Below are 24,392 nucleotides of genomic sequence, written 5' to 3' on the forward strand. Positions count from 1 at the left end.
GGAGGGCGCACTGTGCGGTTCAAGGTGCTCGGACCGCTGGAGATTCGCGACGGCCACGGCGAGCCGGTACAACTCGGCTCGGCGAAGCTGCGTGCCGTCCTCGCAGTGCTCCTGGTGAGCGCCAACCGTCCACTGCCCGCCGGCCGGCTGGTCGAGATGGTCTGGCCCGACCGTCGGCCGCCAACTGCGATCGGGGCGCTTCGCACCTACGTCTCGACGCTGCGCCGCGACCTGCAACTGAACGACGCGCCACCGCGGCTGGTGACCGACGCCGCTGGCTACCGGATGGATGTGACCGCCGCTGACCTCGACCTGCTCGCGTTCGAGGAGTTGGCCGCCCGCGGCGAGCAGGCGCTGCGTAACGGCGACCCCCTGGCCGCCACGGAGCTGCTGAGCCGCGGCCTGGCCCTGTGGCGTGGTCGCCCGCTCGAGGACGTAGCTGTCGACGCGGACCCCCACGGGCGGCTCGTCGTTGCGGAGGAACGGCGCCTGGCCGCGAGCGAGGCTCTGGTCGACGCCCGTCTCGCACTCGGGCAGCACACCGAACTGACCGCCGAGCTGCGCGCACTGGTCGAGGAGAACCCACTCCGCGAACGGCTCTGGCAACAGTGGATGCTCGCCCTCTACCGCTCCGGTCGTCAGGCAGATGCGCTCGCCGCCTTCCGCCGTCTCCGCGACCGCCTTGCCGGCGAACTCGGGACAGAGCCTGCTCGTGCAGTCCGCGACCTGCACGCGAAGATTCTGGCCGCGGACCCCAAGCTCGATCTGCCCGGCGAGGTGTCGCCTGGAACGCGGACCGTGGTCCCTCGCCAACTCCCAGCAGACGCCGCATCCTTCACCGGTCGCAGGACCGAGCTGGCCGAAATCGCGGACCTGTTACGAGGAGACCCGGACGACCGCGTACCGCCGATCGGTGCGGTCGACGGAGTCGCGGGCATCGGCAAGTCCGCGCTCGCCGTACATGCCGCGCATCTCGTCGCGGGCGGCTTCCCGGACGGGCAGTTGTACGCCGATCTGTCCTCGGACAGTACGGCGATCGGCGCACTCGGCCAGTTCCTGCGGGCACTCGACGTACCCGATGGTGGGCGGTACGACGTCACCGAGGCGGCCAGCCGGTTCCGGGCCGAGACGGCGACCCGGCGCGTGCTCGTCGTACTGGACAACGCGACGGATGCCGCTCAGGTGCGGCCGTTGCTGCCGGCCGGACCTGGATGCGCGGTCCTGGTGACCAGTCGCCGGGTGCTTGCGACTCTGGACGGAGTACGTCACCTGCACCTCCGTCCGTTGTCTCCGAGCGAGTCCACGAAACTGCTGGGCCGACTGGCCGGGGCGGACCGGATCGCTGCGGATCCCGCTGCCGTTCGGAAGCTGGTCGGGTTGTGCGGCGGACTGCCGTTGGCGGTGCGGATTGCCGGGGCTCGGTTGGCGGCACGGCCGACCTGGCCGGTCCGGACTCTGACGGATCGGCTGGCGAATGCTCGCAGCCGCCTGGACGAGTTGCGCGCAGATGACCTCGACGTCCGGGCGTCCCTGCAGGTCGGTCACCGGTTGCTGGCGGCCGGATCGGCGGAGGAGCGTGCAGCGGCCTCGGCCTTTGGGTTGCTCGGTCTGCCCGATGCGGCGGATCTGAGTACGCCGTTCGCCGGGCGGTTGCTCGGAGCGGTGGACGCGACGCCGGTGCTGGAGTTGCTGGTCGACGCGCAATTGTTGGAGAGCCCTGCGCCGGATCGGTACCGGCTGCACGAGTTGCTACGGCTGCTGGCCCGCGAGGTCGCGGCGACGCGCTCGGTTGGCGAGAGGACCGCTGCGCTGACGCGGGCGATGCGCTGGCAGGTCGCCACCGCGTGGAGTGGCTACGCGATGCTGCGCCCGGGCGATCCGCGGTTGGACACGGCTGGCGCGTGGGCTGACGGCGGTACGACGTTCCCCGGGGTGAGGGGGGCGCTGGAGTGGTTCGAGACCGAGCGGGCCAACCTGCTGGCCAGTGCCGAGCAGGCTGCCGCGACCGACGGCGTACCGGACGAGATCCCTGGGCAGTTGGCGCGGGCGCTGTTCGCGTTCTTCCACATCCGCGGTCATCGGGCCGACTGGATCCGGCTCAACCAGACCGCGTTGGCAGTCGCACGCCGTACCAAGGACGCGTACGCCGAAGGGTTCGCGCATCGCGACCTGGGGGCGGCGTACGAACTGCAGGGCGGCTTCGATCAGGCCGCGGGACACCTGGAGGCGGGCCTGCGATTGTTTACCGAGGCGGGTGACGACACCGGCCGGGCCTCGTGCCTGAACGGACTCGGCACTGTCTATGACAGCCTGCATCGCTACGACCAGGCTGCCGATTGCCTTTCGCAGGCGTTGTCGATCGCCCGTCGGCTCGGCGACCCGCACAGCCAGGGCGTCTACCTGAACAACCTCGGTCCGGTCTTGGGGCAACTCGGCCGGTACGACGAAGCGCTCGGGCACCTCGCTGAGTCGGGAGCGATCTTCGCCGAGCTCGGCAACCGCCGCGGCCACGCGGCGGCGGTCACGAATCTCGGTGAGGTCCACGAGGCCGCCGGCTCACCCGGCGAGGCGCTCGCGAGGTTCACCGCTGGGCTCGCCATCTTCCGCGAGCTGGCCGACGAGGCGGGCCAGGCGCATTGCCTGACCCACCTCGGCCTTGCCCACCGCGACCTTGGCCAGGTCGACCGAGCGCTGGAGTGCCTACGGTCCGCGCTGGCGATCTGTGAGCGGACCGACGACCAGCGCGGTGCGGCACGGTGCCTGCGACTGATCCGCGAGACTCTTCGCCAGGCCGGACCGCATGGCAAGGGTCAACGACTGAGTGCGAACGAGTAGACGTTCCCGCCGCCGCTGTCGCCGTACGTCCCTGCATAGACCTTGCCCTGGGCCACGACCGGTCCGGAGTCGACCGCGCCGGACACCTTCGCGGACCAGAGTCGCTGTCCGTTGGTCGCGCGCAGTGCGTAGACGCTGCGGTCGTCCGATCCGACGTACACGACCCCGTTCGCCACCACTGGCGACGACATCACCACGCCGCCGGTGCGGAAGCTCCACTTGGTGGCGCCGGTCGCCGCATCGAGGGCGAGCACTCGGCGGTCGTTGTTGGTACCGATATACACCGAGCCGTTGACGACTGCGGGCGAGGACTGGAACGACGCGAGGATGTTCGAGCCGTACCGCACCTTCCACCGCTGTACGCCGGTCTCGGCGTTGACGGCGTACACATTGCCGTCCCGGGATCCGAAGTACACGGTGCCGCCGACCACGGCCGGTGTCGAGGAGTTGTGCCCGCCGGTCGGGAACGACCACAGGACAGCGCCGGTCGCCGCATCCAGGGCGTAGACCTGCTGGTTGAGCGACGCCGCGAACACCTTGCCACCAGCAACAGTCGGGCTCGAGTAGAAGCCGGAACCGCGGCCGCCGTTGGGCTTGGCGTCCCAGATCCTCGCACCGGTGGCGGCGTCCAGGGCCAGGACCTGGTCCTCGGTGGTGGCGGCGTACACCACTCCGCCGGCGACCACGGGTGATCCGTTGATGTTGCTGATCGAGGCTCCGGTGCGCCACCTGGTCGCCCCGGTCACTGCGTCGAAGGCCCAGATCTCGGCCGCGGGCCGGTTGATTCCCAGGTAGACCACGCCGTCGCCGATGGCCGGCGACGTGAAGGTCCAGTCGCCGGTCAGCGCGCTGTCCGGCTTGGCCCAGAGCTGCTGGCCGGTGGCCGCGTCGAGCGCGTGCAGCCGGCCGTCCAGCCCGCCGACGTACACCCGGCCGTCGGCGGTCGCCGGCGAGGACCAGACGCTGCCTCCGATCTTGGTCACCCACTGCTGTCGCAACCCGCCGACGGTCGACACCGACAGCGCTGTCTCGGCAGTGTTGACGCCCTGGTGAGCGGGCCCGTTGCGGAACTGGGTCCAGTCACCGGTCGCGACGGCGCTCGCCGAGGCTGTCCCCACAGCCACCAGCGGCGTCATGACAAGCGCAGCGAGCGCGCACAGGGCCCGCACCCTCAAGAATCGTCCAGTCATGCACCGACGATCCCGCGCCGGCATCAACGATCGATCAAGCCGTCGCGAGCGCCTTGCGGATCCGCTTCTCCGAGACCGGGTACGGCGTACCGAGGGTCTGCGCGAACAGGCTGATCCGCAGCTCCTCCAGCATCCACCGGACCTCGAGCAGTTCCGGACTCGGATACTTGCCGGTCGGTACGGCATTGAGCCGGGCGCGGTAGTCGGCATCGAGCGTTTGGATGATCGCCATGCCCGAACGGTCGCGCAGAGCGTTGGCGCCGATCTTCTCCAGGCGCTGCTCCATCCCGCGCAGGTAGCGGACCAGATCGGGCAGCCGGGTGGCTCCGGTCTCGGTGATGAAGCCGGGGTGGACGAGCCCTTCCAGTTGGCCGCGCACGTCGGACAACGCCGCGAGCAGCGCCGGGCTCGATGCCCGCGAGATCAGCTTGTCCACGGTCCGCGCGTGGCCCAGCACCTGCTCGACCTGCCGCAGGATCGTCAGCACCGAGTCCGCGAGGTCCGAGCGTACGGCGTCTCGCAGTACGGAGAAGGCGGTCAGGTTCCACGCCGGGCCGTGCGCCGCGGTCATCAACTGGTCGACGGCCGCAGAGATCGCGTCGTCGAGCAGCTCACCGACGTTGCGGTGCGGCCCGGCCATCAGCGTCATCTTCTGCTGGTTGGTCAGGTTCCGCTGGACCACGTCGATCACTGACGGCATCGTCAACAGCAGAAGCCTGCGGATGCCGTTCCACATCGCGGCGGCCTGGTCCCGCTCGGTCTCCTGCAGCCGGATCGCGACGGTCTTGCCCTCGTCGACCAGAGCCGGGTAGCCGGCGACCGTGAGCCCGTTGCGGTGCTCGGAGAAGCTCCGCGGCAGGTCGCCGAACGTCCAATCGGTCAGGCCGGATCGCTCGAGCCCGCTGACCGCCTTCGACGCGACCTGCGAGATGGCGGCCTTCGTCTTCGGCTTCAGGCGTTCCTTGAGCTTGGCCAGGTCCTTGCCCTCGGCCACCGTCTTGCCCTTGTCGTCGATCACCCGGAACGTCATCCGCAGGTGCTCCGGCACGCGGCTCCAGTCCCAGTCGGCCGGCTCGATGACCACGTCGCGCAGGTTACGCAGTTCACGCGCCATCGCGTCGGTCAGCGGACCGGAAGCCGGGTCGAGGTGGGGGAGGATCTGACGGGCGTGATCCGGCGCCGGGACGATGTTCCGCCTGATTGCTTTTGGCAAGGACTTGATCAGGGTGGTGACGAGCTCCTCGCGGAAGCCGGGCACGCTCCACTCGAAGCCGTCCGCGGTGACCTGGTTCAGCACCAGCAGCGGGATGTGAACGGTCACGCCGTCCGCGTCCGTGCCCGGCTCGAAGGCGTAGGTGAGGTCGAAGGTCATCCCGTTCTGCATCCAGTGCAGCGGGAACTCCTCCTCCTTGACCTCGGCACCCTCGCGGACCACGAGCGACCGCTCGAAGTCGAGCAGGTCCGCGTCGCGCTGCCTGGCCTTCTTCCACCAGGTGTCGAAGTGCCGCCCGGTGACGACCTCGGCGCCGACGCGTTCGTCGTAGAACGCGAACAGCGTCTCGTCGTCGACCAGCAGGTCGCGCCTCCGAGTGCGCTCTTCGAGCTCTTCGACTTCCTCGACCAGCTTGCGGTTCTCGTGGAAGAACTTGTGGTGCGTGTCCCAGTCGCCCTCGACCAGCGCGTGCCGGATGAACAGTTCGCGGGAGACCTCGGGCTCGACCTTGCCGTAGTTGACCTTGCGCCGCGCCACGATCGGTACGCCGTACAGGGTGACCTTCTCGTAGGCCATCACCGCGCCGGCCTTGCGCTCCCAGTGCGGCTCGGAGTACGTGCGTTTGATCAGGTGCTGGGCGATGTCCTCGGCCCACTCGGGCTCGATCTTGGCGTTGACGCGTGCCCACAGCCGCGACGTCTCGACCAGTTCGGCGGCCATCACGAACTGCGGCGGCTTCTTGAAGAGTCCGGAGCCGGGGAAGATCGCGAACTTGGTGCCGCGGGCACCGAGGTACTGGTGCTGGTTGGCCGGATCCTTCATGCCGAGATGCGACAGCAGACCGGACATCAGTGAGACGTGCACCGCCTGTGGGTCGGCCGCCTCGCCGCTGTTCAGCGTGACGCCGATCTGGGATGCGACCTGGCGGAGCTGGGCGAAGATGTCCTGCCACTCGCGGACGCGGAGATAGTTGAGGTACTCGCTGCGGCACATCCGGCGGAACTGGTTGCCGGACAGCTCCTTCTGCTGCTTCTTCAGGTAGTTCCAGAGGTTCAGGAACCCGAGGAAGTCGCTGGTGGGATCGCGGAAGCGGGCGTGCGCCTGCTGCGCCTGCGCCTCGGCGTCGGTCGGCCGCTCGCGCGGATCCTGGATCGACAGGGCGGCGGCGATCACCATCACCTCACGGACACAACCGTGCTTGTCCGCCTCGACGATCATCCGGGCCAGCCGCGGGTCGAGCGGGATCTGGGCCAACTGGCGGCCGATCGGGGTGAGCCTGCGGTGCCGCTCGGTCGCCTTGGCGGACTCGATCGCGCCGAGCTCGGTGAGCAGTTGCAGGCCGTCGGTGATGCTGCGCTTGTCCGGCTCGTCGATGAACGGGAAGGCGGCGATGTCGCCGAGCCCGATCGACGTCATCTGGAGAATGACGGACGCGAGGTTGGTGCGCAGGATCTCGGGGTCGGTGAACTCGGGCCGGCTCTCGAAGTGCTCCTCGGAGTACAGCCGGATACAGATGCCGTCGCTGGTCCGGCCGGAGCGGCCCTTGCGCTGGTTGGCGCTGGCCTGCGAGACGGGCTCGATCGGCAGGTGCTGGACCTTGGTGCGATGGCTGTACCGCGAGATTCGCGCCGTACCGGGGTCGACGACGTACTTGATGCCGGGGACCGTCAGCGAGGTCTCGGCGACGTTGGTCGCGAGGACGATGCGGCGGTTGGAATGCGGCTGGAAGACGCGGTGCTGCTCGGCGTTGGAGAGCCTTGCGTACAGCGGCAGGACCTCGACGGCGCCGGGCCGGCCGCGCTGGCCGGCGTACTTGTCGTTGAGTGCGTCGGCGGTGTCGCGGATCTCCCGCTCACCGCTGAGGAACACCAGTACGTCGCCCGATGCCTCGTACTCGAGTTCGTCGACGGCGTCCAGGATCGCCTGGGTCTGGTCGCGGTCGAGTGTGCTCGGGTCGTCTGGATCGTTGATCGGACGGTAGCGCACCTCGACCGGGTAGGTCCGGCCGGAGACCTCGACGATCGGCGCCGGGTTGCCTTGGCTGTCGGAGAAGTGTTCGGCGAACCGCTCCGGGTCGATGGTCGCGGAGGTAATGATGACCTTGAGGTCCGGGCGGCGGGGGAGGAGACGTTTGAGGTAGCCGAGGATGAAGTCGATGTTCAGGCTGCGTTCGTGCGCCTCGTCGATGATGAGCGTGTCGTACCGGCTCAGGTCGCGGTCGCGCTGCAGCTCGTTCAGCAAGATGCCGTCGGTCATGAGCTTGACCAGGGAGCGCTCACTGACCTTGTCCGTGAACCGTACGGCGAAGCCGATGGTCTCGCCGAGCTCCGTGCCGAGCTCCTGGGCGATTCGCTCGGCCACGGTGCGGGCGGCGAGGCGTCGGGGCTGGGTGTGCCCGATCATGCCTTGAATGCCGCGGCCCAGCTCGAGACAGATCTTCGGCAGCTGGGTCGTCTTGCCGGATCCGGTCTCGCCGGCGACGACCACAACCTGGTGGTCCCGGATCGCGGCCGCGATGTCGTCCTTCAGTTGGCTGACGGGCAGCTCTGGCGGATAGGTGATCTCGGGCACCGCCAGCCGGCGCAACTCCACCCGCTGCTCGGCCTGCTCCATCGCCCCGAGCACACCCTGCAACGCCTGCTCACGCTTGTGCGCGTCCTTGGTCCCCCGAACCCGCTCCAACCGCCGCCCCAGCTGCTCCCGGTCATACACCGAAAGCCCCTCGAGCCGCGCCGCGACCTCCGCGAGGTTGACTGTCGCATCACCACTCACGCTGTGGTCGGGCGACGTACCGGAGGGCTTGCTCCCACGACGGCGCCGCGGACGACGACGCGCGGCAGGATCCTGGACAGGACCGGTAACTGGGGAAGGACTCGACGACTCGGTCCGGGCATCAGGCATAACCCCACCAGTTTAAGCGCCCACCCCCAGCCCCTCACCCGGATTAACCAGGCGGTCAGTCCTGGGAGGAGGCTTTGACTGCTAGGACGGGGACTGGGGATTCGAGGAGGACTCTTTGGGCGGTGCTGCCGAGGATCAGTTTGCCGACGGGGCTGCGGCGGCGGAGGCCGAGGACGATCAGGCCGACCTCCTCGGCGGCGGCCGCCTTGAGGAGTTCGCCGGCTACGTCGCCCGAGGAGACCGCCTGCTGGATCGTCACCTCGACGCCGAGGTCCCGAAGCCGAGCCTCGGCCGCGGCCAGCTCCTCAGCGTTGGCATAGCGAGCATCGATGTACGCGTCACCACGGCTGGTGTTCAGCAGCAGCACCGACGCCCCCCGCAGCTCGGCCTCGGCAGCCGCCACCGTGAGCGCGGCCTCACCCTCGGGAGTTGGCACATAACCGACCAGGATCTTCACAGGCTCACTCTCCCATCTCCAGGCCCGTCTCCGGTCCAGCTTGACTCTGACATCGGTGTGAGGCGATAGCGTCGGCCGCATGGTCGAACTGCAAGTGGTGCTGCCTGACGAATCGGCGACCATGCCACCCGAACGGCTGGTCGAACTGGCCATCGCCGCGGAGGAACTCGGCTACGGTACGGCGTGGTTGCCAGATCACATCCTGCCGCCGGGCGAGTTCGGATCAGAGTACGGCGGGGTGTACGAGCCACTGGTGACGATCGGCTACCTCGCGGCGCGGACGACGCGGATCCGGTTCGGCACCTCGGTGATGATCCTGCCGCTGCGCAACCCGTTCGTCGTCGCGAAGCAGGCAGCGACCCTGCACCGGCTGTCCGGTGAGCGAGTGGTGCTCGGCGTCGGCGTTGGGTGGACCGAGAAAGAGTTCGCCGCCGTCGGCGCGCCGTTCCGCGAGCGGGGTCGACGTACGGACGAGTCCCTGGAGATCATCCGGGGCTTGTTCGCCGGTGAGGACCGCGGCGGTGTCTTCGAGCCGAAGCTGCGCGCCCCGCTCCCGATCATGGTCGGTGGCGACAGCGCGCCCGCCCTCCGTCGCGCCGCACGCTTCGGAGAGGAGTGGCAGGCGCTGGGCCTCGACGCGCAGTCCTTCGCCGCGGCCGTCGCGAAGCTCCGCGCTCAGACCGACCGCCACGTCACGGTCGGCAGCCGCCTGCACTGGTACGGCCCGGACTCAGAATTCGACCAGGCCGTCCGGCTGGGCACCGAGCTCACCGCAGCCGGCGCCGAGACCCTGGCAGTCTTCTTCGGCGACCCCGAGCACACGATCGACCGCATGACCCGCTTCCGCGACGCCCTCGGCGCAGCGAGCTAGCCGACCTCGATCGCGACCGTGGACGTGCTCCCGTCGGCAGCAGTCAAGGTGACCGGGCCGAAGGTGATGACCACAACCGAGTTACCGCTGGGAGCGCGGTAGAAGCCACGCGCCTTGGTGATCCGGACAGCCAGCGCCACCAGCGTCGACGCGAGCTGCTCATCTGCCTCGACCTTGGCCCGGGCGAGTGCCTCCTGGCCGTTGGCCATCGCCCAGTCCCGGACCGCGAGCGCATCGCGACTCAGCTCCGGCAGGATGCTCTGGTTCGCCCACGCCCACAGCCACGTCCCCGAGGTCGGACTGAAGCTGCCCAGGATCTGTGCGGGTGCGGTCGCGACCTTGTCGGGAAAGCTCCACGTGATCAGACCGGTGGTCTGGTCCAGGTCCCAGCGGTCGGCCGATCCCAGGCCCCAGGTCAGGTGCGCCTTGGCCAACTGTTCGACCATGTTCTCGCCCTGCAGCAGCATCGTGGCGAGCTCACCGTCAGCCGTCGCTCGGACCTCGCTCGCCGGCTTCGTCGCCCGCTTGAACAGTCCCATGCCGGGGAAGTCTGTCAGGTCTCGTGGAGCTTGTTGCGGAGGACCTTGCCGGTGGCGTTGCGGGGGAACTCGTCAACGATGCGGATCTCGCGGGGCGTCTTGTAGCGGGCGAGGTTCGCGCGGACGTGGGCCATCAGGTCGTCCTCGGACACCGGTCCGCGGAGTACGACGTACGCGATCAGGCGTTGGCCGAACTCTTCGTCCGGTACGCCGACCACCGCGGCCTCGGCGACCGCGGGGTGACTGGCCAGGCACTCCTCGACCTCGACCGGGTACACGTTCTCGCCACCCGACACGATCATGTCGTCCTCGCGGCCGTCGACGAACAACCGGCCGAACCGATCCAGGTGGCCGAGGTCGCCGGTGCTCATCCGCCCGTCGACGACCGTCTTGCTGGAGCCGTCGGAGTAGCCGCCGAACACGAGCCCGCCGCCGGCGAAGATCCGTCCGGTCTCGCCGGTCGGCACCGGCCGATCGTTGTCGTCGAGGATCCGGATCGAACTGCCGAGACACGGCCGCCCGACCGTCCCGGGCGCAGCGATCAGGTCGGCGGAGGTCGCGATCGTCGCGATGCCGACCTCGCTCGATCCGTACGCGTCACACAACACCGGTCCGAACTGCGTGATGAACCGCTCGGCCAGCGGCGCGCCAAGCGCGGACGCACCGGAGATCACCGCCCGCAGCGACCGCAGTTCGTGCGTCGCGATCTCCGTCGGGCCGAGTTCCAGCATCCGCCGCAGCATCACCGGTACGGCGACCATCGAGCCGGCTCGGGTCCGTTCGATCGAGGCGAGCACCGCGCCGGCGTCGAACCGGCGGGCGAGCACCAGCGGCGAGCCGAGGAAGAGCGCGAGCATCGAGGTCAGCAGACCGAGCCCGTGGAACAACGGCGGGCAGATCACCATCGGCTCGCCTGACCGCAGCCCGATGCGGTTGAGCGCACTCGCGGTCAGGCCGGCGAGGCCGAGCGCGGTCGGCACCCGCGGCGCGGCCTTCGGCGTCCCGGTCGTGCCGGAGGTGAGGATCGTGATGTGGCCCGGTGAATCCGGCTTCGGGGCCTCGGGTGCGTCGGACCTGGCGAGCTCATCGAGGTCCGAGACCACCGACGGGATGTCTGCCGGTGGGCTGAACTCGGCGTCGTGGATCAGTAGATCGGGTCGATGCCGCTCCAGGACCGCGGCCAGCTGCGGAGGAGCGAACTCAGTGTTCACGAACAACACATCCGCGCCAACCCGGGAGGCGGCCAGCGTTGCCTCCAGGAAGCCACGGTGGTTCCGGCACAGCACCGCGACCTTGCTGCCGGCAACGATCCTGTGCTGGGCGTGCATCGCCGCGGCGATGCGTTCGCACCGGTGGTCCAGCTCGGCGTACGTCGTACTGCCGTTCTCGTCGATCACCGCGGCGCGATCGGGATAGCGGATCGCGGCGATCACACCTAGTGCGGCCATCGACTGACCCCAGTGGCGCAGAGCGCGCTCGATCCCGATCAGGTGCGAGGGTCGCGCGGACCGCCAGACGCCGGACTTGAGTAACGCGACGGACACCCCACCGACCTCGGCCGCGCCCTGGACCAGCCACTCCGGCGGACGGATCGGTGCGATCGGCCGCGGCGCCCTCACGGCTGCCTCCGGCGTTTGGACCTGCTGTCGGTACGTCGGAAGTACTGCTCGAAGATCCGGTCGGTGGGCACCCGCAACAGGTTGCCCAAGGCATCGGCCGGCCGGACCATCGGTGGCGTGATGTTGTGCGGCCGCTCGGCGACCGCCGTACACACCTGATCGGCCGCCTGCTCCGGCGACAGTCCAGGCATCTTGTTCAGCAAGGGAGTCGGCTCGCTCATCCGTGTGTGCACGAGACCCATGTAGACGGTGGACGTGGTCACGCCGTCGCCACGGATCTCCTGCGCCACGGATCGCAGCCAGACATCGAACGCGCTCTTCGAGGCCAGGTACGCCGACCAGCGGGCCATCGGCGGTGTCCGCACCCCGGCGGTCGAGACGTTCACGATGTGGCCCGAGCGGCGTTCGCGCATCGACGGGAGCAGCTCGAGGACGAGCTTGGCCGGGCCGAGGTAGTTGACCGCGTTCGTCCGCTCGATGTCGTGGAAGCGTTGATACGAGTCCGCGATCGACCGCCGGATCGACTTACCCGCGTTGCTCACCAGCACGTCGACGTGTCCGTGCTCGGCCAGCACCGTGCGCACCAGCTCCTCGACAGCAGCCGGATCCGCCAGGGTGGCGGGGTAGGCGAACGCCGTACCGCCTGCTGACCGGATCTCGCCGGCCACCACGTCCAGTTGGTCGGCCGTCCGCGCCACCAGCAGCACGGTCGCGCCGGCCCGCGCGAGCCGCCTTGCGGTCGCCTCACCGATCCCGTATGAGGACCCGGTCACCAGGATGACCTGTCCACGGACGGCAGCGGCAAGCTGGTCGTCGGCGATCCGCGCTCGACCGTTGGTCAGCGCAACAAGCAACGACCACCCGATCGACCGCTTCCCAGTCACCATACAGGTGACATTACCCGCTGGTAGCTGCTGGTGGCAGGGCCTGCGCGTCGTAGGCGACCCGCTCCAGCCACTCGCGGATCAGAGCGGCGAAGAGCCCGGGTTGCTCGATCTGGAGGTTGTGCCCGGCGACATCCAGGATGGCGAAGCTGGCCCGCGGATAGTGGGGGAGCAGGACGTACGTGTCCTCGTAACCGGTGATCGAGTCCTGCCGGCCGCAGAGGATCAGTGTCGGCCGCGTGTAGGCGGGACCGCTGTCCGGATCGACCGTCAACGTGCGCTTCGGCAGGATGCGCTCGAGTGCCTCGTCGTCGGCGATCGCAAGCCCCGGCGCGATGTCCTTCCGGTACGCCGCCAAGGCCTCCGCGGTCTGTACGACGGCCAGCTCGGTGAAGTCCTCACCTTCGGTCAGCGATTCGACGACACCTGGCTCAGATCGCAGTACGACATGTTCGGGCACGGTGCGGTCGGCGTTCTCGACGACTGTGCCGATCGGGCAGATCAGGCTGAGGCCGAGCACCTGCTCCGGTCTCTCCCGAGCCAGGGCTCGCGCCAGGTAGCCGCCGTACGACTCCCCGATGAGCAGGAACGGCTCCGCGCCGATCTGCTCGTCGATGAAAGTCTGCACGGCCGCGAGGATCCCGTCCGAGCTGTCGATGTCGCCGGCCGGGCTCTTCCCCATGCCGGGCAGGTCGGGATAGAGCCGGCGGTAGCCCGGCAAGTCGCTGAAGATCGGCTCGAGGCAGCCGGTCATCAGCCGGAGATCGGGACTCCAGCCATGCAGCGCCAGCACGGGAGTGCCGTCGCCGTAGGACACGTGGTGCAGTGTCATCAGAATCGCCTTTCGCCAAAGCCCGGTCAGGGCGAAACCAGTTGTAACAATCGCCGCCGACAGTTCTAGAGTCGACCTCATGGCTCGTCGCTCACCCCTTGGTCCTGTCCCTGAATCCGCGGTTCTCCGTTCCCGCCTGGAGCGTGCCCGGGAGGCCGCGGCCGGCACCGGCCTGCTCATCGCGCCGGGCTCGGACCTGCGCTATCTCCTCGGTCAACCCGGCGGATCCTTCGAACGCCTCACCATGTTGGTGATCCCGGCCGAAGGTGCTCCGGCGCTCGTCGTACCGAAGCTGGAGGCGCCGGGGTACGACGGCCTCCCGCTGGAGGAGCTCGGCGTCGAGGTCCTCACGTGGGTGGACGGCGAGGATGCGTACGGCCTCGCGGCGGATCGGCTCCGCGGCTCGGACCGAGTGGCGGTCAGCGACTTCACGCCTGCGCTCCACGTGCTGGCGATGCGAGACGCGCTGCCCAAGGCAGAGCAGACCCTGGCCGGACCGATCGTGCGTGAGCTGCGGATGCGGAAGGACGCCGCGGAGGTTGAGGCTCTGCGGAAGGCGGGCGCGGCGATCGACCGCGTGCATGCCCGGGTCGGCGAGTGGCTGCGGCCAGGCCGGACCGAGGCGGAGGTTGGTGCGGACATCGCGGACGCGATCGTCGAGGAGGGTCACGTCGTGGCCGACTTCGTCATCGTCGCCAGCGGACCGAACGGTGCGAGCCCGCACCACGCGCTGTCCGATCGGGTCATCGAGGCGGGCGACGTCGTGGTGGTCGACATCGGCGGACCCGTTGCCGAGGGCTACAACTCGGACTCGACCCGGACATACGCCGTGGGCACACCGCGTGACGCCGACGTCGCCGCGACGTACGCCGTACTGCGGGATGCGCAGCAAGCAGCGGTGGACGCAGTGCGTCCGGGGGTGTCCGCGGAGTCGATCGACGCGGCGGCGCGGGACGTGATCGCGGCAGCCGGTTTCGGCGACTTCTTCATCCACCGGACCGGTCATGGGATCGGGCTCGACGTACACGAGGAGCCGTACATCGTCGGCGGGAACGGATTGCTGCTCGAGCCGGGCATGGCGTTCAGCGTCGAGCCGGGGATCTACCAGCCGGGCCGGTGGGGTGCACGGATCGAGGACATCGTGGTCGTCACCGAGGACGGCGTCGAGCCGATGAACCAGCGGCCGCACGACCTCGTGGTGCTCTGACGCTCGTCAGCCGGCGCGGAAGGTCTTGCGGTAGGCGAGCGGCGACACCCCGAGCTCGGAGCGGAGGTGGTGCCGCAACGACGCAGCGGTGCCGAGACCAGCAGCGTCGGCTACGCGGTCCACAGGGAGGTCGGTCGTCTCCAGCAGCTCACAGGCATGCCGCACGCGCTGCTGTAGCAGCCACGCACCCGGCGACTGCCCGGTCTCGGCCTTGAACCGGCGGCTGAACGTACGCACGCTCATCCGGGCATGCGCGGCCAGCCCCGGCAAGGTCAGCTCCTCGTCGAGCCGCTGCAGCGCCCACGCCCGGGTGGGCGCCGTACCGTCGGTGCCTTCGTCCGGTACGACGCGCTCGATGAACTGGGACTGACCACCGTCCCGCCACGGCGGTACGACGCAGCTCCGCGCAGCGCGGTTGGCGACCTCGCTGCCGAAGTCGCGACGGATCAGGTGCAGGCACATGTCGACGCCGGCGGCCAGACCGGCGGACGTGACCACGTCGCCGTCGTCGACGAACAGCAACTCCTCCTGCAGATCGATGTGCGGGTAGATGCGGCGGAACAGTTCGGCCCGCTTCCAGTGCGTCGTGGCCGGCCGCCCGTCCAGGTAACCCGCCGCGGCGAGCACGAACGCGCCGGTGCAGATCGAGGTGATCCGCGTCCCGGGCCGGATGGTGGCGAGGGCAGCGGCGAGGTCGTCGGGCAGGATGCCCTCATTGCGAGGCTTCGGGTAGTAGGTCCCGGGGATGATGACGGTATCGGCCTCGGCGAGCTCCTCGGGGCCGTAGTCCGGGATCAGGCTGAATCCGGCGCTGGTCCGGACCGGCGACTTGTCCAGGCCGCAGACTCGGACGTCGTACAGCGGCTTGCCGTCCGCCCGGGTGGCGGCGCCCAGCACAGCCGGTGGGATGGTCAGGTCGAAGCCGACCACCGGTTCGAGGGCCAGGACGGCGACCCGGTGCGGGCCGACCGCGGCCAGATGTCGCTTGCCTCGGGCTGTCATGGCCATATCTTGACACATGGTGGCGGTCCGGCCACTGGTTCAGCGACCCTCCGGACGGCAATCTAGGCGGGTGACGCAGATTCTGCCGACGAAGAAGGCTGCCCGGGTGCATCTGGCCTGGGCAGTCGCCGCTGTTGGGTTCGTGACCCTGATCGGCGCGGCCGGGTTCCGGTCGGTGCCGAGTGTGCTGCTCGACCCGCTGCATGACGAGTTCGGCTGGTCGCACGCGACCATCTCGTCGGCGGTGTCGATCAACCTGCTGCTGTACGGCCTGATCTCGCCGTTCGCCGCGGCGCTGATGGACCGGCTCGGTCTGCGCCGAGTGGTCAGCGGTGCGCTGGTTCTGATCGCGCTTGGCAGCGGACTGACGATCTTCATGACCTCGTCCTGGCAGTTGCTGCTCTGCTGGGGTCTGCTGGTCGGTGTCGGCACCGGATCGATGTCCATGACCTTCGTCGCGACCATCACCGGTCGCTGGTTCGTCGCCCGCCGCGGACTGGTCACCGGCATCCTCACAGCGGCCGGTGCGACCGGGCAGCTGATCTTTCTGCCGCTGATCGCGAACCTGGCGACCAACTACGGCTGGCGCGTACCGGCCCTGGTCGCAGCCGGCACCGCGCTGGCGGTCGTACCGCTGGTGCTGTTGTTCCTGCGCGACTACCCGAGCGATGTCGGACTGACGGCGTACGGCGCTCCGGAGGGGAGCACTGCCGGGCAGCGGGTCGAGTCGACCGGGAGCAGCGCACTTCGCGCGGTGACTGCGTTGTGGACCGCGATGCGGCGGCCGGCGTTCTGGTTGCTCGCCGGCGGGTTCGCGATCTGTGGAGCGTCGACCAATGGCTTGATCGGTACGCACTTCGTGACCGCGGCGCACGACCATGGCATGCCGGCTACGACAGCGGCGTCGCTGCTGGCGCTGGTGGGTGTGTTCGACGTCGGCGGAACGATCGTGTCCGGCTGGCTGACGGACCGGTGGGATCCGCGGTACCTGCTGATCGGCTATTACTCGCTCCGCGGGCTGTCGCTGCTGATCCTGCCGTCGCTGCTCGGTCCGACCGCGCAGCCGAGCGTCTGGGTGTTCATCGTCTTCTACGGCCTGGACTGGGTCGCGACCGTACCGCCGACGGTGGCGCTGTGCCGGGAGTGGTTCGGAGTGGACGGGCCGATCGTGTTCGGCTGGGTGTTCGCGTCGCACCAGATCGGAGCGGCGCTGGCCGCCACCGGTGCGGGCGCGATCCGCGACGTGCAGGGCAGCTACAACCTCGCCTGGTACTTGGCCGGTGGACTGTGTGCGGCGGCCGCGCTGATGTCCGCGAGCATCGGACGTCGACTCGTGACCGCCTGACGCTCTGAGCTAGCCTCGATCTAGGTTGAGGTTGGAGGGCGGAGCGGTGGACATCGAGCCAGGTGAATTGACGGTCGGGCAGCTGTCGCAGCGCAGTGGTGTGGCGATCTCGGCGCTGCATTTCTACGAGCGGCAGCACCTGATCGTGAGTCGCCGTACGTCGGGCAACCAGCGCCGCTACAAGCGCGACACCCTGCGCCGGGTGGCCTTGATCCGGATCGCGCAAAGGGTCGGCATCCCGCTCGCGGAGGTGGCGGCGATCCTGGCGTTGCTGCCGGAGAACCGCACGCCGACCCGGCAGGACTGGGAGCGCATCTCGGAGTGCTGGCAGGCCGAGCTCGACAAGCGCATCCTGCACCTCGAGCAGCTCCGGGACGACTTCAAGGACTGTGTCGGCTGCGGCTGCCTGTCCCTCGACCGCTGCGCCCTGGCCAACCCGTACGACGCCCTGGCCGCGAACGGGCCGGGTCCACAACGACTGGTGTCGACGAACGGCGAGCCGTGCCATCCCGGAAAGTGCGCCTGACCGAGGGTTTTCCACAGGTCGGCGGCCGCGCCCAGCGAACTGGGGGTGCGGGCGTCTAGGGTTTCGGCATGGCTGACTCCAGTGCGACGCTCACTCTGACCGACACGCGCGCGGGGATCGCGGGTGGCGTGATCCAGGCGATCGCGGGCGAGAGCGCGCGGTTGCGGCCGGATCAGGAGACGGCGGTCGCCGCCCTGTGTGAGGCGGGCGCGCGAGTGCTGGTCGTGCAAGCGACCGGGTGGGGGAAGTCGGCTGTCTATTGGGCCGCGACCGCGATCCGCCGGGCTGAGGGAGCTGGCCCAACGCTCGTCGTGTCGCCGTTGCTGTCGTTGATGCGGGACCAGGTCGCGGCCGCGAGTCGCGCTGGTCTTCGCGCGGCGACGCTGAACTCGAACAACATCGACGAGTGGTCGAGCATCGAGCACGACCTGCGTTCCGGCGGCATCGACGTACTGCTGGTGTCGCCTGAGCGGCTCGCGAATCCGGGCTTCGGGCGGCGGGTGCTCGACGGGCTGGCCGGCCAGGTCGGGCTGCTGGTGATCGACGAGGCGCACGCGGTGTCGGACTGGGGTCATGACTTCCGGCCGGACTACCGCCGGGTGTCCGACGTACTGCAGCAGCTCAACCCGAAGACTCCGGTCCTGGCGACGACGGCGACGGCGAACTCACGCGTCACGGACGATGTCGCGCATCAGTTGGGCGAGTCCACGCTGGTACTGCGAGGTCCGCTGGCGCGATCGAGTCTGCAACTCGCGGTCGTCGATGCGTTGTCGCCGTTGGATCGGTTCGCGTGGGTGGTGGATCACCTGCCGAAGCTGCCGGGATCGGGGATCGTCTACACGCTCACCGTGGCCGATGCGCAGCGGCTGGCGGCGACGATCCAGGAGGTCCACGGTCGCGACGTCCCGGTCGCGGCGTACACCGGTGGGTTGGAGGCGGGGGAGCGGGAGAGTCTCGAGGATGCGCTGCGGGCGAACCAGTTGAAGGCGCTGATCGCGACCTCGGCGCTCGGGATGGGGTACGACAAGCCCGACCTGGGGTTCGTCGTACACGTCGGATCGCCTCCGTCGCCGGTGTCGTACTACCAGCAGGTCGGGCGGGCCGGGCGTGGCATCGACCACGCGATCGTGGCGTTGCTGCCGTCGGACGCGGATGCCGGTGTGTGGGACTACTTCGCGACCGCGACCATCCCGGTCCCGGAGAACGTGAATCGTCTGCTCCAGGCTCTCGACGGGTACGGGCCGGATCAACCGGCGACCGTCCCCATGCTGGAGGCGGAGACCGGACTGCGCCGGACCCGGGTCGAGCTGATGCTGAAGCAATTGGCGGTCGACGGCGCGGTCGATCGGGTCGAGCGCGGCTGGGTGCGGACCGGCGTGGAGTGGACCTTCGACGCCGGGCACTACGACGGGATCGTCGCGGTACGGCGGCGCGAGGCGGACATCATGCGCGCCTACACACGTGGTGACCGTTGCCTGATGCAACTGCTCCAGGAGTCGCTGGACGATCCCTCGGCCGAGCCGTGCGGTCGGTGCTCGGTGTGCCTCGGGGCATTGCCGGATCCACTGGTGGCGACAGCGCACGCCGAGACGGTGGCGACGATCACGCGCCTGCTGCGGGGCGAGGTGCATGTGCTGGAGCCGCGGAAGATGTGGCCGGGCGGCGCGTTCGGTGCGAAGGGACGCATTCCTGCCGAGCTGATGGCCGAGCCCGGCCGGAGCCTCATCTACGCCGATGCACCCGAGTGGCGTGAAGTCCTCCGTGCCACGCTCAACGCGGACGCAGAGCTCCCCGCCGAGCCGGTGGAGGCGTTGAAGTCGGGTGCCGTCGCCGCCTTGTCCCGCTGGCGTAGCAGTTGGTCGGCTCGCCCCGAGGTCGTCGTACCGCTGCCGGCTGCCGGCCACGGCCGGCTGACTTCGGCGATCGCCGACCACGTTGCGTCCGTCGGTCACCTCGACCGTGCAGAGCTGACGATCAACCCGACCGGCTTCACCGACGATCTGTCCTCGGCCGAGGAGGCCAAGGTCTGGCGCGACGGCCTGCACGTCGACGACCAGACTGCACAGTCGGTGGCCGGCCGGACCGTCCTGCTGCTCGTCGACGCCAGTTCCTCACAGTGGCCCGTCACGATCGCTGCCGCGAAGCTGCGCGAGTCGGGCGCGGCAGCCGTCCTCCCACTGCTCATCCACAAGCGTCCGTAAGGACTACACGGCCGCGAGTTCCGGGGTGGATTCGACGAAGGACTTGAGGTCGGACAGGAGTGCGACCCAGCCCTCGCTGACCATCTCGCGGATGGCACTGTCCGGCCCGAAGCCGCTGTGGATGACGGTCAGCTTGACCTGGTCGCCGGCCGGCACGAGCTCGAAGGTCGCCGTGGACAGCGGCTCGGCGCTGGCCCTGCGGTAGAGGTCGTCGTCCAGGTCCACCGCCTTGGCGAACTCGGGCGTGATGTGATGCCAGGCGTAGGACAACCGCGTGTACGGATCGTGCTCCAGCACGAACTGCCCCGGCCCAGCCATCGTCACGTCACCCTGGTGCCAGACCAGCTCGGAGCCGGCCTTCCAGTCGGTCTCGAACTGGACACCCCAGTACTGCTCGGTGAACTTCGGATCGGTCAGTGCCTGCCACAACCGCTCCGGCGTGGTCTTGATGTACGTGGTGTAGACGAAGTCGTTGTCGTCCATGGTTTCGGCCTCCAGAACCGTCTTGAGATCGGCGAACAGCTCGACCCGCCGGCGGTCGTACCGGTTGATCCAGCGCTCGGCGATGGCGTTGATCGGCTCGGCGTTGAGGTGGTGCAGCTTCTCCCGGCCCCGCCACACGGTGGTGACGAGGTTCGCCGACTCGAGAACGGCGAGGTGCTTGCTCACCGACTGCCGGGCCATGTCGAGGCCGGCGCAGAGCTCCCGCAGCGTCTGGCCGTTGCGCGCGTTCAGCATGTCGAGCAGCTGCCGGCGGCTGGGGTCGGCCAGGGCGCGGAACACCTCGTCGTCCATCACGCTCCGATCAGAGATATGCAGCCGTCTGGCTGCACGACTGACCATAGGCAGCCAAACGGCTGCATGTCAACACCCGAATCCGATTGACGGACGCTGGAGGATGAGCGGGTGGAGATCAAGAGCCTCGGCTACCGGACCGATCTGTTGCTGCTGGAGCTGAGCGGCAGCGAGTTCCAGGACACCGGTGAGTACGTCGTGATCCGGACGCCGGCGAACCCGGCGTACTGGTGGGGGAACTTCCTGCTGTACCGCTCGATCTTCGCCGCCGGTGACGTGAAGGCCCGGCTGGAGACGTACCGCGCCGAGTTCCCGGCCGCGAAGCATGTTGCCTTCGGCATCGACAGCGTCGACGGCGAGATCGGGGTCGAGGACGAGCTGGCCGCGGCCGGGTTCACAGTCGACCGCAACGTGGTGATGACCGCGAGCGAGGTCGTCGCGCCCCGCCGGCCCGACGACGAGTCGACGTACCGGTTCCTCACCAGCGACGACGACTGGGAGCAGCTGACGCAGCTCGGCCTGGCGACCGCGACCATGAAGGTCGACGACGGGTACGTCGAGTTCACCCGGCGCAGGGACGCGGCGCAGCGAGCGCTGGTGGAAGCCGGGCACGGCAAGTGGTTCGGTGCGTTCGACGATGGCCGGTTGCAGAGCTCGCTCGGACTGATGTTCGACGGCAACGGTCTGGCGCGATTCCAGCACGTGCAGACCCACCCGGACGACCGCAACCGCGGCATCGCGAGCACGCTGGTCCACCACGCGTCGACGTACGGGCTGACCGACGGTGGTGCGCGGACGCTGGTGATGGTGGCGGACCCGGAGTACCTCGCGATCCGGCTGTATCGCGCGCTCGGCTTCGAAGACACGGAGACCCAGCTGCAGTTCACTCTGCCGCCTGCTGCGTAAGGCATGACAGGGTAGGGGGCATGACTGGGACTGACGGACGGCGCGGGGTCGCTGTGATCACCGGTGGGAGCCGCGGCATCGGCGCCGCGGCCTCGGTCGCTCTGGCGGCCGACGGGTGGGACGTGGGCGTGAACTACCGGACCCGCTCCGACGAGGCAGCACGCGTCGTGAAGGCGTGCTCGGACCTCGGCCGCCGCGCGATCGCGATCCAGGCCGACATGCTCGAGGCGGACCAGATCGAGCACCTCTTCGACACTGTCACCGCCGCACTCGGGCCGATCGGTGCCGTGATCAACAATGCCGGCATCGTGTCACCGACCGGCCGGGTCGCGGACTACGACGCCGAACGGCTGGAGCGGGTCTTCCGGATCAACTCGATCAGCGCCTTCCTGGTCGCGGGCGCCGCGGTACGGCGGATGTCCACGGCGTACGGCGGTACCGGGGGAGTGATCGTCAACGTGTCGTCGCGGGCAGCCGTGCTCGGTGCGGCGGGCGAGTACGTCGACTACGCGGCCAGCAAGGCGGCCGTGGACGCGCTCACCATCGGTCTGGCGAACGAAGTCGCAACAGAGGGCATTCGCGTTCTCGGAGTCCGCCCGGGCCTGATCGAGACCGACATTCACGAGCCCGGCCGCCTGGACCGCATCGGCACAACGCCACCCCTGGCCCGCACCGGCAAGCCGGAGGAAGTCGCCGAGGCGATCGCCTTCCTCGCTTCCGATCGCTCGTCGTACATGACCGGCACCACCCTCGACGTCTCCGGCGGCCGCTGACAGCCGGAGCTCTTGAACGGAGGTACGGCGTGGGGTTGCGGCCGGTGGATCTGGCGCGGCGGGCTGGGGTCTCGACGCAGTTGGTGCGCAACTACGAGGCGGCCGGGATCCTGCCGCCGGCGCCGCGGAGTGCGAGCGGGTACCGCCAGTACGACGAGGAGCATCTGTCCGCGCTGCTGACCTATCGGGCGCTGGCGCCTGGGTTCGGGCCTGAGGTGGCGACGTCGATCATGCAGGCCGTTCATGAGGGTGACCACGAGCTCGCCTACCGGCTGGTCGACGCCGCGCATGCCGGGCTGCATCAGCAACGGCTGGCGACCGATGCGGCGAGCGAGGCGCTCGGGGCGATGGCGGCTGAGTTCCTGGACGAGGCGCCGGCCAACGGTCCGTCGTTGCTGGTCGGTGAGCTCGCGCATCAGTTGGGAGTGCGTACCTCGGCGCTGCGCGTCTGGGAGGCGGCGGGGTTGCTGTCGCCGACGCGCGAGCCCGGGACGAAGTACCGGAAGTACGGACCGGAGCAGATCCGTGATGCCCGGATCATCCACATGCTGCGCCAGGGGCGCTACTACTTCGAGCAGATCAGGCCTGTCCTCGACGGACTCCGTCGTACCGGCAATACCGAGGCTCTTCGCAGTGCGATCGCCGAGCGCCGGGCCGCGCACAACCGGCAGACGCACGCGATGCTGCACGGTGCGGCCTTGCTGTACCAGCTCCTACAGGAGAGGGATGGCCAGGTGGGTCGGGGTGGCGCGGCCCCTGACGGTCACCTGGTCACTTGAGTGCCAGTACTGCGCCTCGGTCGGGACTGCCTCGGAGACGGCGGTCATCGAGGCGATCAGCCGGCCGGGCGTCGACTTGGCGAGTTCGCTGAGGCGGGCGGCCTCGTTCACCGGGTCGCCGATGACCGTGTATTCGTGCCGTCGTACGTCGCCGACCGTGCCGGCGACCACGATGCCCGCGGTGACGCCGATGCCGGCAGTGACCTCGGGCAGCTCTTCGTCGAGCCGGGATGCCAGCGTGCGAGCGGCCCGGAGTGCGCTCCCGGCCGCGTCCGGGAGCTCGGCCGGGGCGCCGAAGATCGCGAGCGCGGCGTCGCCGGCGAACTTGTTGACGAACCCGCCTTGCTGATCGACCTCGTCGACCACGATCGTGAAGAAGCGGTTCAGCAACTGCACCACCTCGGCCGGTGGACGCTCGGCGGCGAGCTCGGTCGAGCCGATCAGGTCGACGAAGAGGACGGCGACGAAACGATCCTCACCGCCGAGCCGATCACTCGCGAGCGCCTCCTGCACCACGTCCGGACCGACGTACCGGCCGAAGACGTCCCGGATCCGCTCGCGTTCGCGCAGCCCTTCGGCCATCTGGTTGAAGCCGGACTGCAGCGAGCCGAGCTCGGTGCCGTCGAAGACCGGGATGCGGATGTCGAGCTCTCCCTCGCCGATCAGCGCGAGCGCGTTGCGGACCGACCGCACCGGGGCGACCACCGACCGCGCCGACAGCACGGTGAGCAACCAGCCGTTGCCGATGGCCACGATGCCCAGGGCAAGGATCACGACCGAGAGCCGGGTCGCGGAGACGTCCTTCTCGAACAGGGCGACGATGGCCGCGAGCATCAGGCCGGCCACCGGTACTCCGGAGCCGACCGCCCAGAAGATCACGATGCGGGCCTTGAGACCTGCCGCGAGCACCCGGCGCGGCGGTGAGGAATCGGCCAGCGCCCGCGCGGCGACCGGCCGGAGTGCGAACTCGGTCAGCAGGTAGGAGATCGTGCAGGTGATGATCATGCCGTCGAACACCGTGGCCGCGACGCGGAGGGCGTTCTCCGCCTGGAGCGCGAGTGTCATCGCGGTGAAGATCACCCCGGCGACCGCCCAGAGCAGCACCTCGATCAACGTCAGCCGCAGCGGCAGTTGGAGCGTCGCGAGCTGCTCCTTGCGGGTGGCGGGCCGTTCCTCGTCGACCCACCGGGTGACATGGCGGGTGAGCCGCGTGCTCCAGATGCAGCCGATCGCCACCGCGAGAAGGAAGTACAGCGGGATGACGATGGCCTCGGCGAGCTGGAGCTCGTCGACGAGCGGTGGCCCCGGCAGTACGAAGACCGCCAGCACGAACACGACCGCGGCACCGATCAGGTTGGTGACGATCGAGAAGGTTGTCATCAGCACCTGCAGCCGGAACCGCAACAGCGTCGTACTCTGATCGGCCGGTCCGAGCAGCCACGATCCGAACGGCCGACGCTTCAGCACGAGTTCGGGTCGTCCCTCGGACATCATGGTGACAGTCTGCTAGCAACCAC

General features: G+C 69.1%; 19 protein-coding genes. 9 read left to right on the forward strand and 10 right to left on the reverse strand.

All coding sequences use genetic code 11. The annotated features are described in order from the left end of the window. Positions 1 to 12: 12 nt before the first annotated feature. Entirely contained in the window at positions 13 to 2,835 is a 2,823-nt protein-coding gene (locus E0H73_RS17465; RefSeq protein ID WP_165555726.1) for an AfsR/SARP family transcriptional regulator, read from the forward strand. On the opposite strand, the gene E0H73_RS17470 is transcribed toward E0H73_RS17465, so the two are convergent. From E0H73_RS17470 to E0H73_RS17480, 3 genes are all read right to left on the reverse strand, one after another. Beyond that, positions 2,811 to 4,025, reverse strand: a complete 1,215-nt coding sequence (locus tag E0H73_RS17470) for an outer membrane protein assembly factor BamB family protein (RefSeq protein WP_165555727.1) — start codon at positions 4,023 to 4,025, stop codon at positions 2,811 to 2,813. The genes E0H73_RS17465 and E0H73_RS17470 overlap by 25 nt on opposite strands. A gap of 34 nt (positions 4,026 to 4,059) precedes the next feature. After that, positions 4,060 to 8,010, reverse strand: coding sequence for an ATP-dependent RNA helicase HrpA (gene hrpA, locus E0H73_RS17475; RefSeq protein WP_131356993.1), 3,951 nt, complete (start codon positions 8,008 to 8,010; stop codon positions 4,060 to 4,062). Positions 8,011 to 8,194: 184 nt separating this feature from the next. Continuing rightward, positions 8,195 to 8,596 (reverse strand): universal stress protein, encoded by a 402-nt coding sequence (locus E0H73_RS17480; protein ID WP_131356996.1) that lies wholly within the window; start codon positions 8,594 to 8,596, stop codon positions 8,195 to 8,197. Positions 8,597 to 8,675: 79 nt separating this feature from the next. Between E0H73_RS17480 and E0H73_RS17485 the strand changes: the two genes are divergently transcribed. After that, a complete protein-coding gene (locus E0H73_RS17485; protein ID WP_131356999.1) occupies positions 8,676 to 9,467 on the forward strand; it encodes a TIGR03619 family F420-dependent LLM class oxidoreductase in 792 nt (263 codons plus the stop codon). Here E0H73_RS17485 and E0H73_RS17490 read toward each other — a convergent pair. The 4 genes from E0H73_RS17490 to E0H73_RS17505 are packed head-to-tail and all read right to left on the reverse strand — an operon-like array spanning position 9,464 to position 13,341. Beyond that, positions 9,464 to 10,006 (reverse strand): DUF6882 domain-containing protein, encoded by a 543-nt coding sequence (locus tag E0H73_RS17490; protein WP_131357002.1) that lies wholly within the window; start codon positions 10,004 to 10,006, stop codon positions 9,464 to 9,466. The two genes, E0H73_RS17485 and E0H73_RS17490, sit on opposite strands and share 4 nt — an antisense overlap. A 14-nt stretch (positions 10,007 to 10,020) precedes the next feature. Continuing rightward, on the reverse strand, positions 10,021 to 11,625 hold the full coding sequence (locus tag E0H73_RS17495) for an AMP-binding protein (RefSeq protein WP_238164055.1): 1,605 nt from the start codon (positions 11,623 to 11,625) through the stop codon (positions 10,021 to 10,023). After that, complete coding sequence (locus E0H73_RS17500) at positions 11,622 to 12,512, reverse strand: SDR family NAD(P)-dependent oxidoreductase (RefSeq protein WP_131357005.1); 891 nt, start codon at positions 12,510 to 12,512, stop codon at positions 11,622 to 11,624. The genes E0H73_RS17495 and E0H73_RS17500 overlap by 4 nt, the downstream gene beginning before the upstream one ends. A 10-nt stretch (positions 12,513 to 12,522) precedes the next feature. After that, on the reverse strand, positions 12,523 to 13,341 hold the full coding sequence (locus tag E0H73_RS17505) for an alpha/beta fold hydrolase (protein ID WP_131357008.1): 819 nt from the start codon (positions 13,339 to 13,341) through the stop codon (positions 12,523 to 12,525). A gap of 79 nt (positions 13,342 to 13,420) precedes the next feature. Between E0H73_RS17505 and E0H73_RS17510 the strand changes: the two genes are divergently transcribed. After that, positions 13,421 to 14,548, forward strand: a complete 1,128-nt coding sequence (locus E0H73_RS17510) for a M24 family metallopeptidase (protein ID WP_131357011.1) — start codon at positions 13,421 to 13,423, stop codon at positions 14,546 to 14,548. 6 nt (positions 14,549 to 14,554) lie between these two features. Here the strand turns inward: E0H73_RS17510 and E0H73_RS17515 are convergent, their stop codons facing one another. Continuing rightward, the gene (locus tag E0H73_RS17515; protein WP_131357014.1) at positions 14,555 to 15,550 is read right to left on the reverse strand and encodes a GlxA family transcriptional regulator; all 996 of its coding nucleotides are present in this window, start codon (positions 15,548 to 15,550) and stop codon (positions 14,555 to 14,557) included. 70 nt (positions 15,551 to 15,620) lie between these two features. Here E0H73_RS17515 and E0H73_RS17520 point away from each other — a divergent pair, with 70 nt between their 5' ends. The 3 genes from E0H73_RS17520 to E0H73_RS17530 all read left to right on the forward strand — a co-directional run bounded on the left by E0H73_RS17520 (position 15,621) and on the right by E0H73_RS17530 (position 19,622). Next, a complete protein-coding gene (locus E0H73_RS17520) occupies positions 15,621 to 16,895 on the forward strand; it encodes an MFS transporter (protein WP_238164056.1) in 1,275 nt (424 codons plus the stop codon). Positions 16,896 to 16,941: 46 nt separating this feature from the next. Further along, complete coding sequence (soxR, locus tag E0H73_RS17525) at positions 16,942 to 17,421, forward strand: redox-sensitive transcriptional activator SoxR (protein ID WP_131357020.1); 480 nt, start codon at positions 16,942 to 16,944, stop codon at positions 17,419 to 17,421. 68 nt (positions 17,422 to 17,489) lie between these two features. Continuing rightward, positions 17,490 to 19,622 carry a RecQ family ATP-dependent DNA helicase gene (locus tag E0H73_RS17530; protein ID WP_131357022.1) on the forward strand — a complete coding sequence of 711 codons (2,133 nt, stop codon included), beginning with the start codon at positions 17,490 to 17,492 and terminating at the stop codon, positions 19,620 to 19,622. Between the two features lie 3 nt (positions 19,623 to 19,625). Here the strand turns inward: E0H73_RS17530 and E0H73_RS17535 are convergent, their stop codons facing one another. Next, positions 19,626 to 20,417, reverse strand: a complete 792-nt coding sequence (locus E0H73_RS17535) for an ArsR/SmtB family transcription factor (RefSeq protein ID WP_131358042.1) — start codon at positions 20,415 to 20,417, stop codon at positions 19,626 to 19,628. A 111-nt stretch (positions 20,418 to 20,528) separates the two neighbouring features. Here E0H73_RS17535 and E0H73_RS17540 point away from each other — a divergent pair, with 111 nt between their 5' ends. From E0H73_RS17540 to E0H73_RS17550, 3 genes are read left to right on the forward strand one after another with little or no spacing between them, the layout of a single operon-like run. After that, positions 20,529 to 21,323 (forward strand): GNAT family N-acetyltransferase, encoded by a 795-nt coding sequence (locus E0H73_RS17540; RefSeq protein WP_131357025.1) that lies wholly within the window; start codon positions 20,529 to 20,531, stop codon positions 21,321 to 21,323. Between the two features lie 20 nt (positions 21,324 to 21,343). After that, positions 21,344 to 22,096 carry an SDR family oxidoreductase gene (locus E0H73_RS17545; RefSeq protein ID WP_131357028.1) on the forward strand — a complete coding sequence of 251 codons (753 nt, stop codon included), beginning with the start codon at positions 21,344 to 21,346 and terminating at the stop codon, positions 22,094 to 22,096. A 29-nt stretch (positions 22,097 to 22,125) separates the two neighbouring features. Continuing rightward, positions 22,126 to 22,875 (forward strand): MerR family transcriptional regulator, encoded by a 750-nt coding sequence (locus E0H73_RS17550; protein ID WP_131357031.1) that lies wholly within the window; start codon positions 22,126 to 22,128, stop codon positions 22,873 to 22,875. Here E0H73_RS17550 and E0H73_RS17555 read toward each other — a convergent pair. After that, positions 22,810 to 24,369 carry an adenylate/guanylate cyclase domain-containing protein gene (locus tag E0H73_RS17555; protein WP_131357034.1) on the reverse strand — a complete coding sequence of 520 codons (1,560 nt, stop codon included), beginning with the start codon at positions 24,367 to 24,369 and terminating at the stop codon, positions 22,810 to 22,812. The genes E0H73_RS17550 and E0H73_RS17555 overlap by 66 nt on opposite strands. Positions 24,370 to 24,392 lie beyond the last annotated feature (23 nt).

It is taken from the genome of Kribbella pittospori, assembly GCF_004331465.1.
Taxonomy (GTDB): domain Bacteria; phylum Actinomycetota; class Actinomycetes; order Propionibacteriales; family Kribbellaceae; genus Kribbella; species Kribbella pittospori.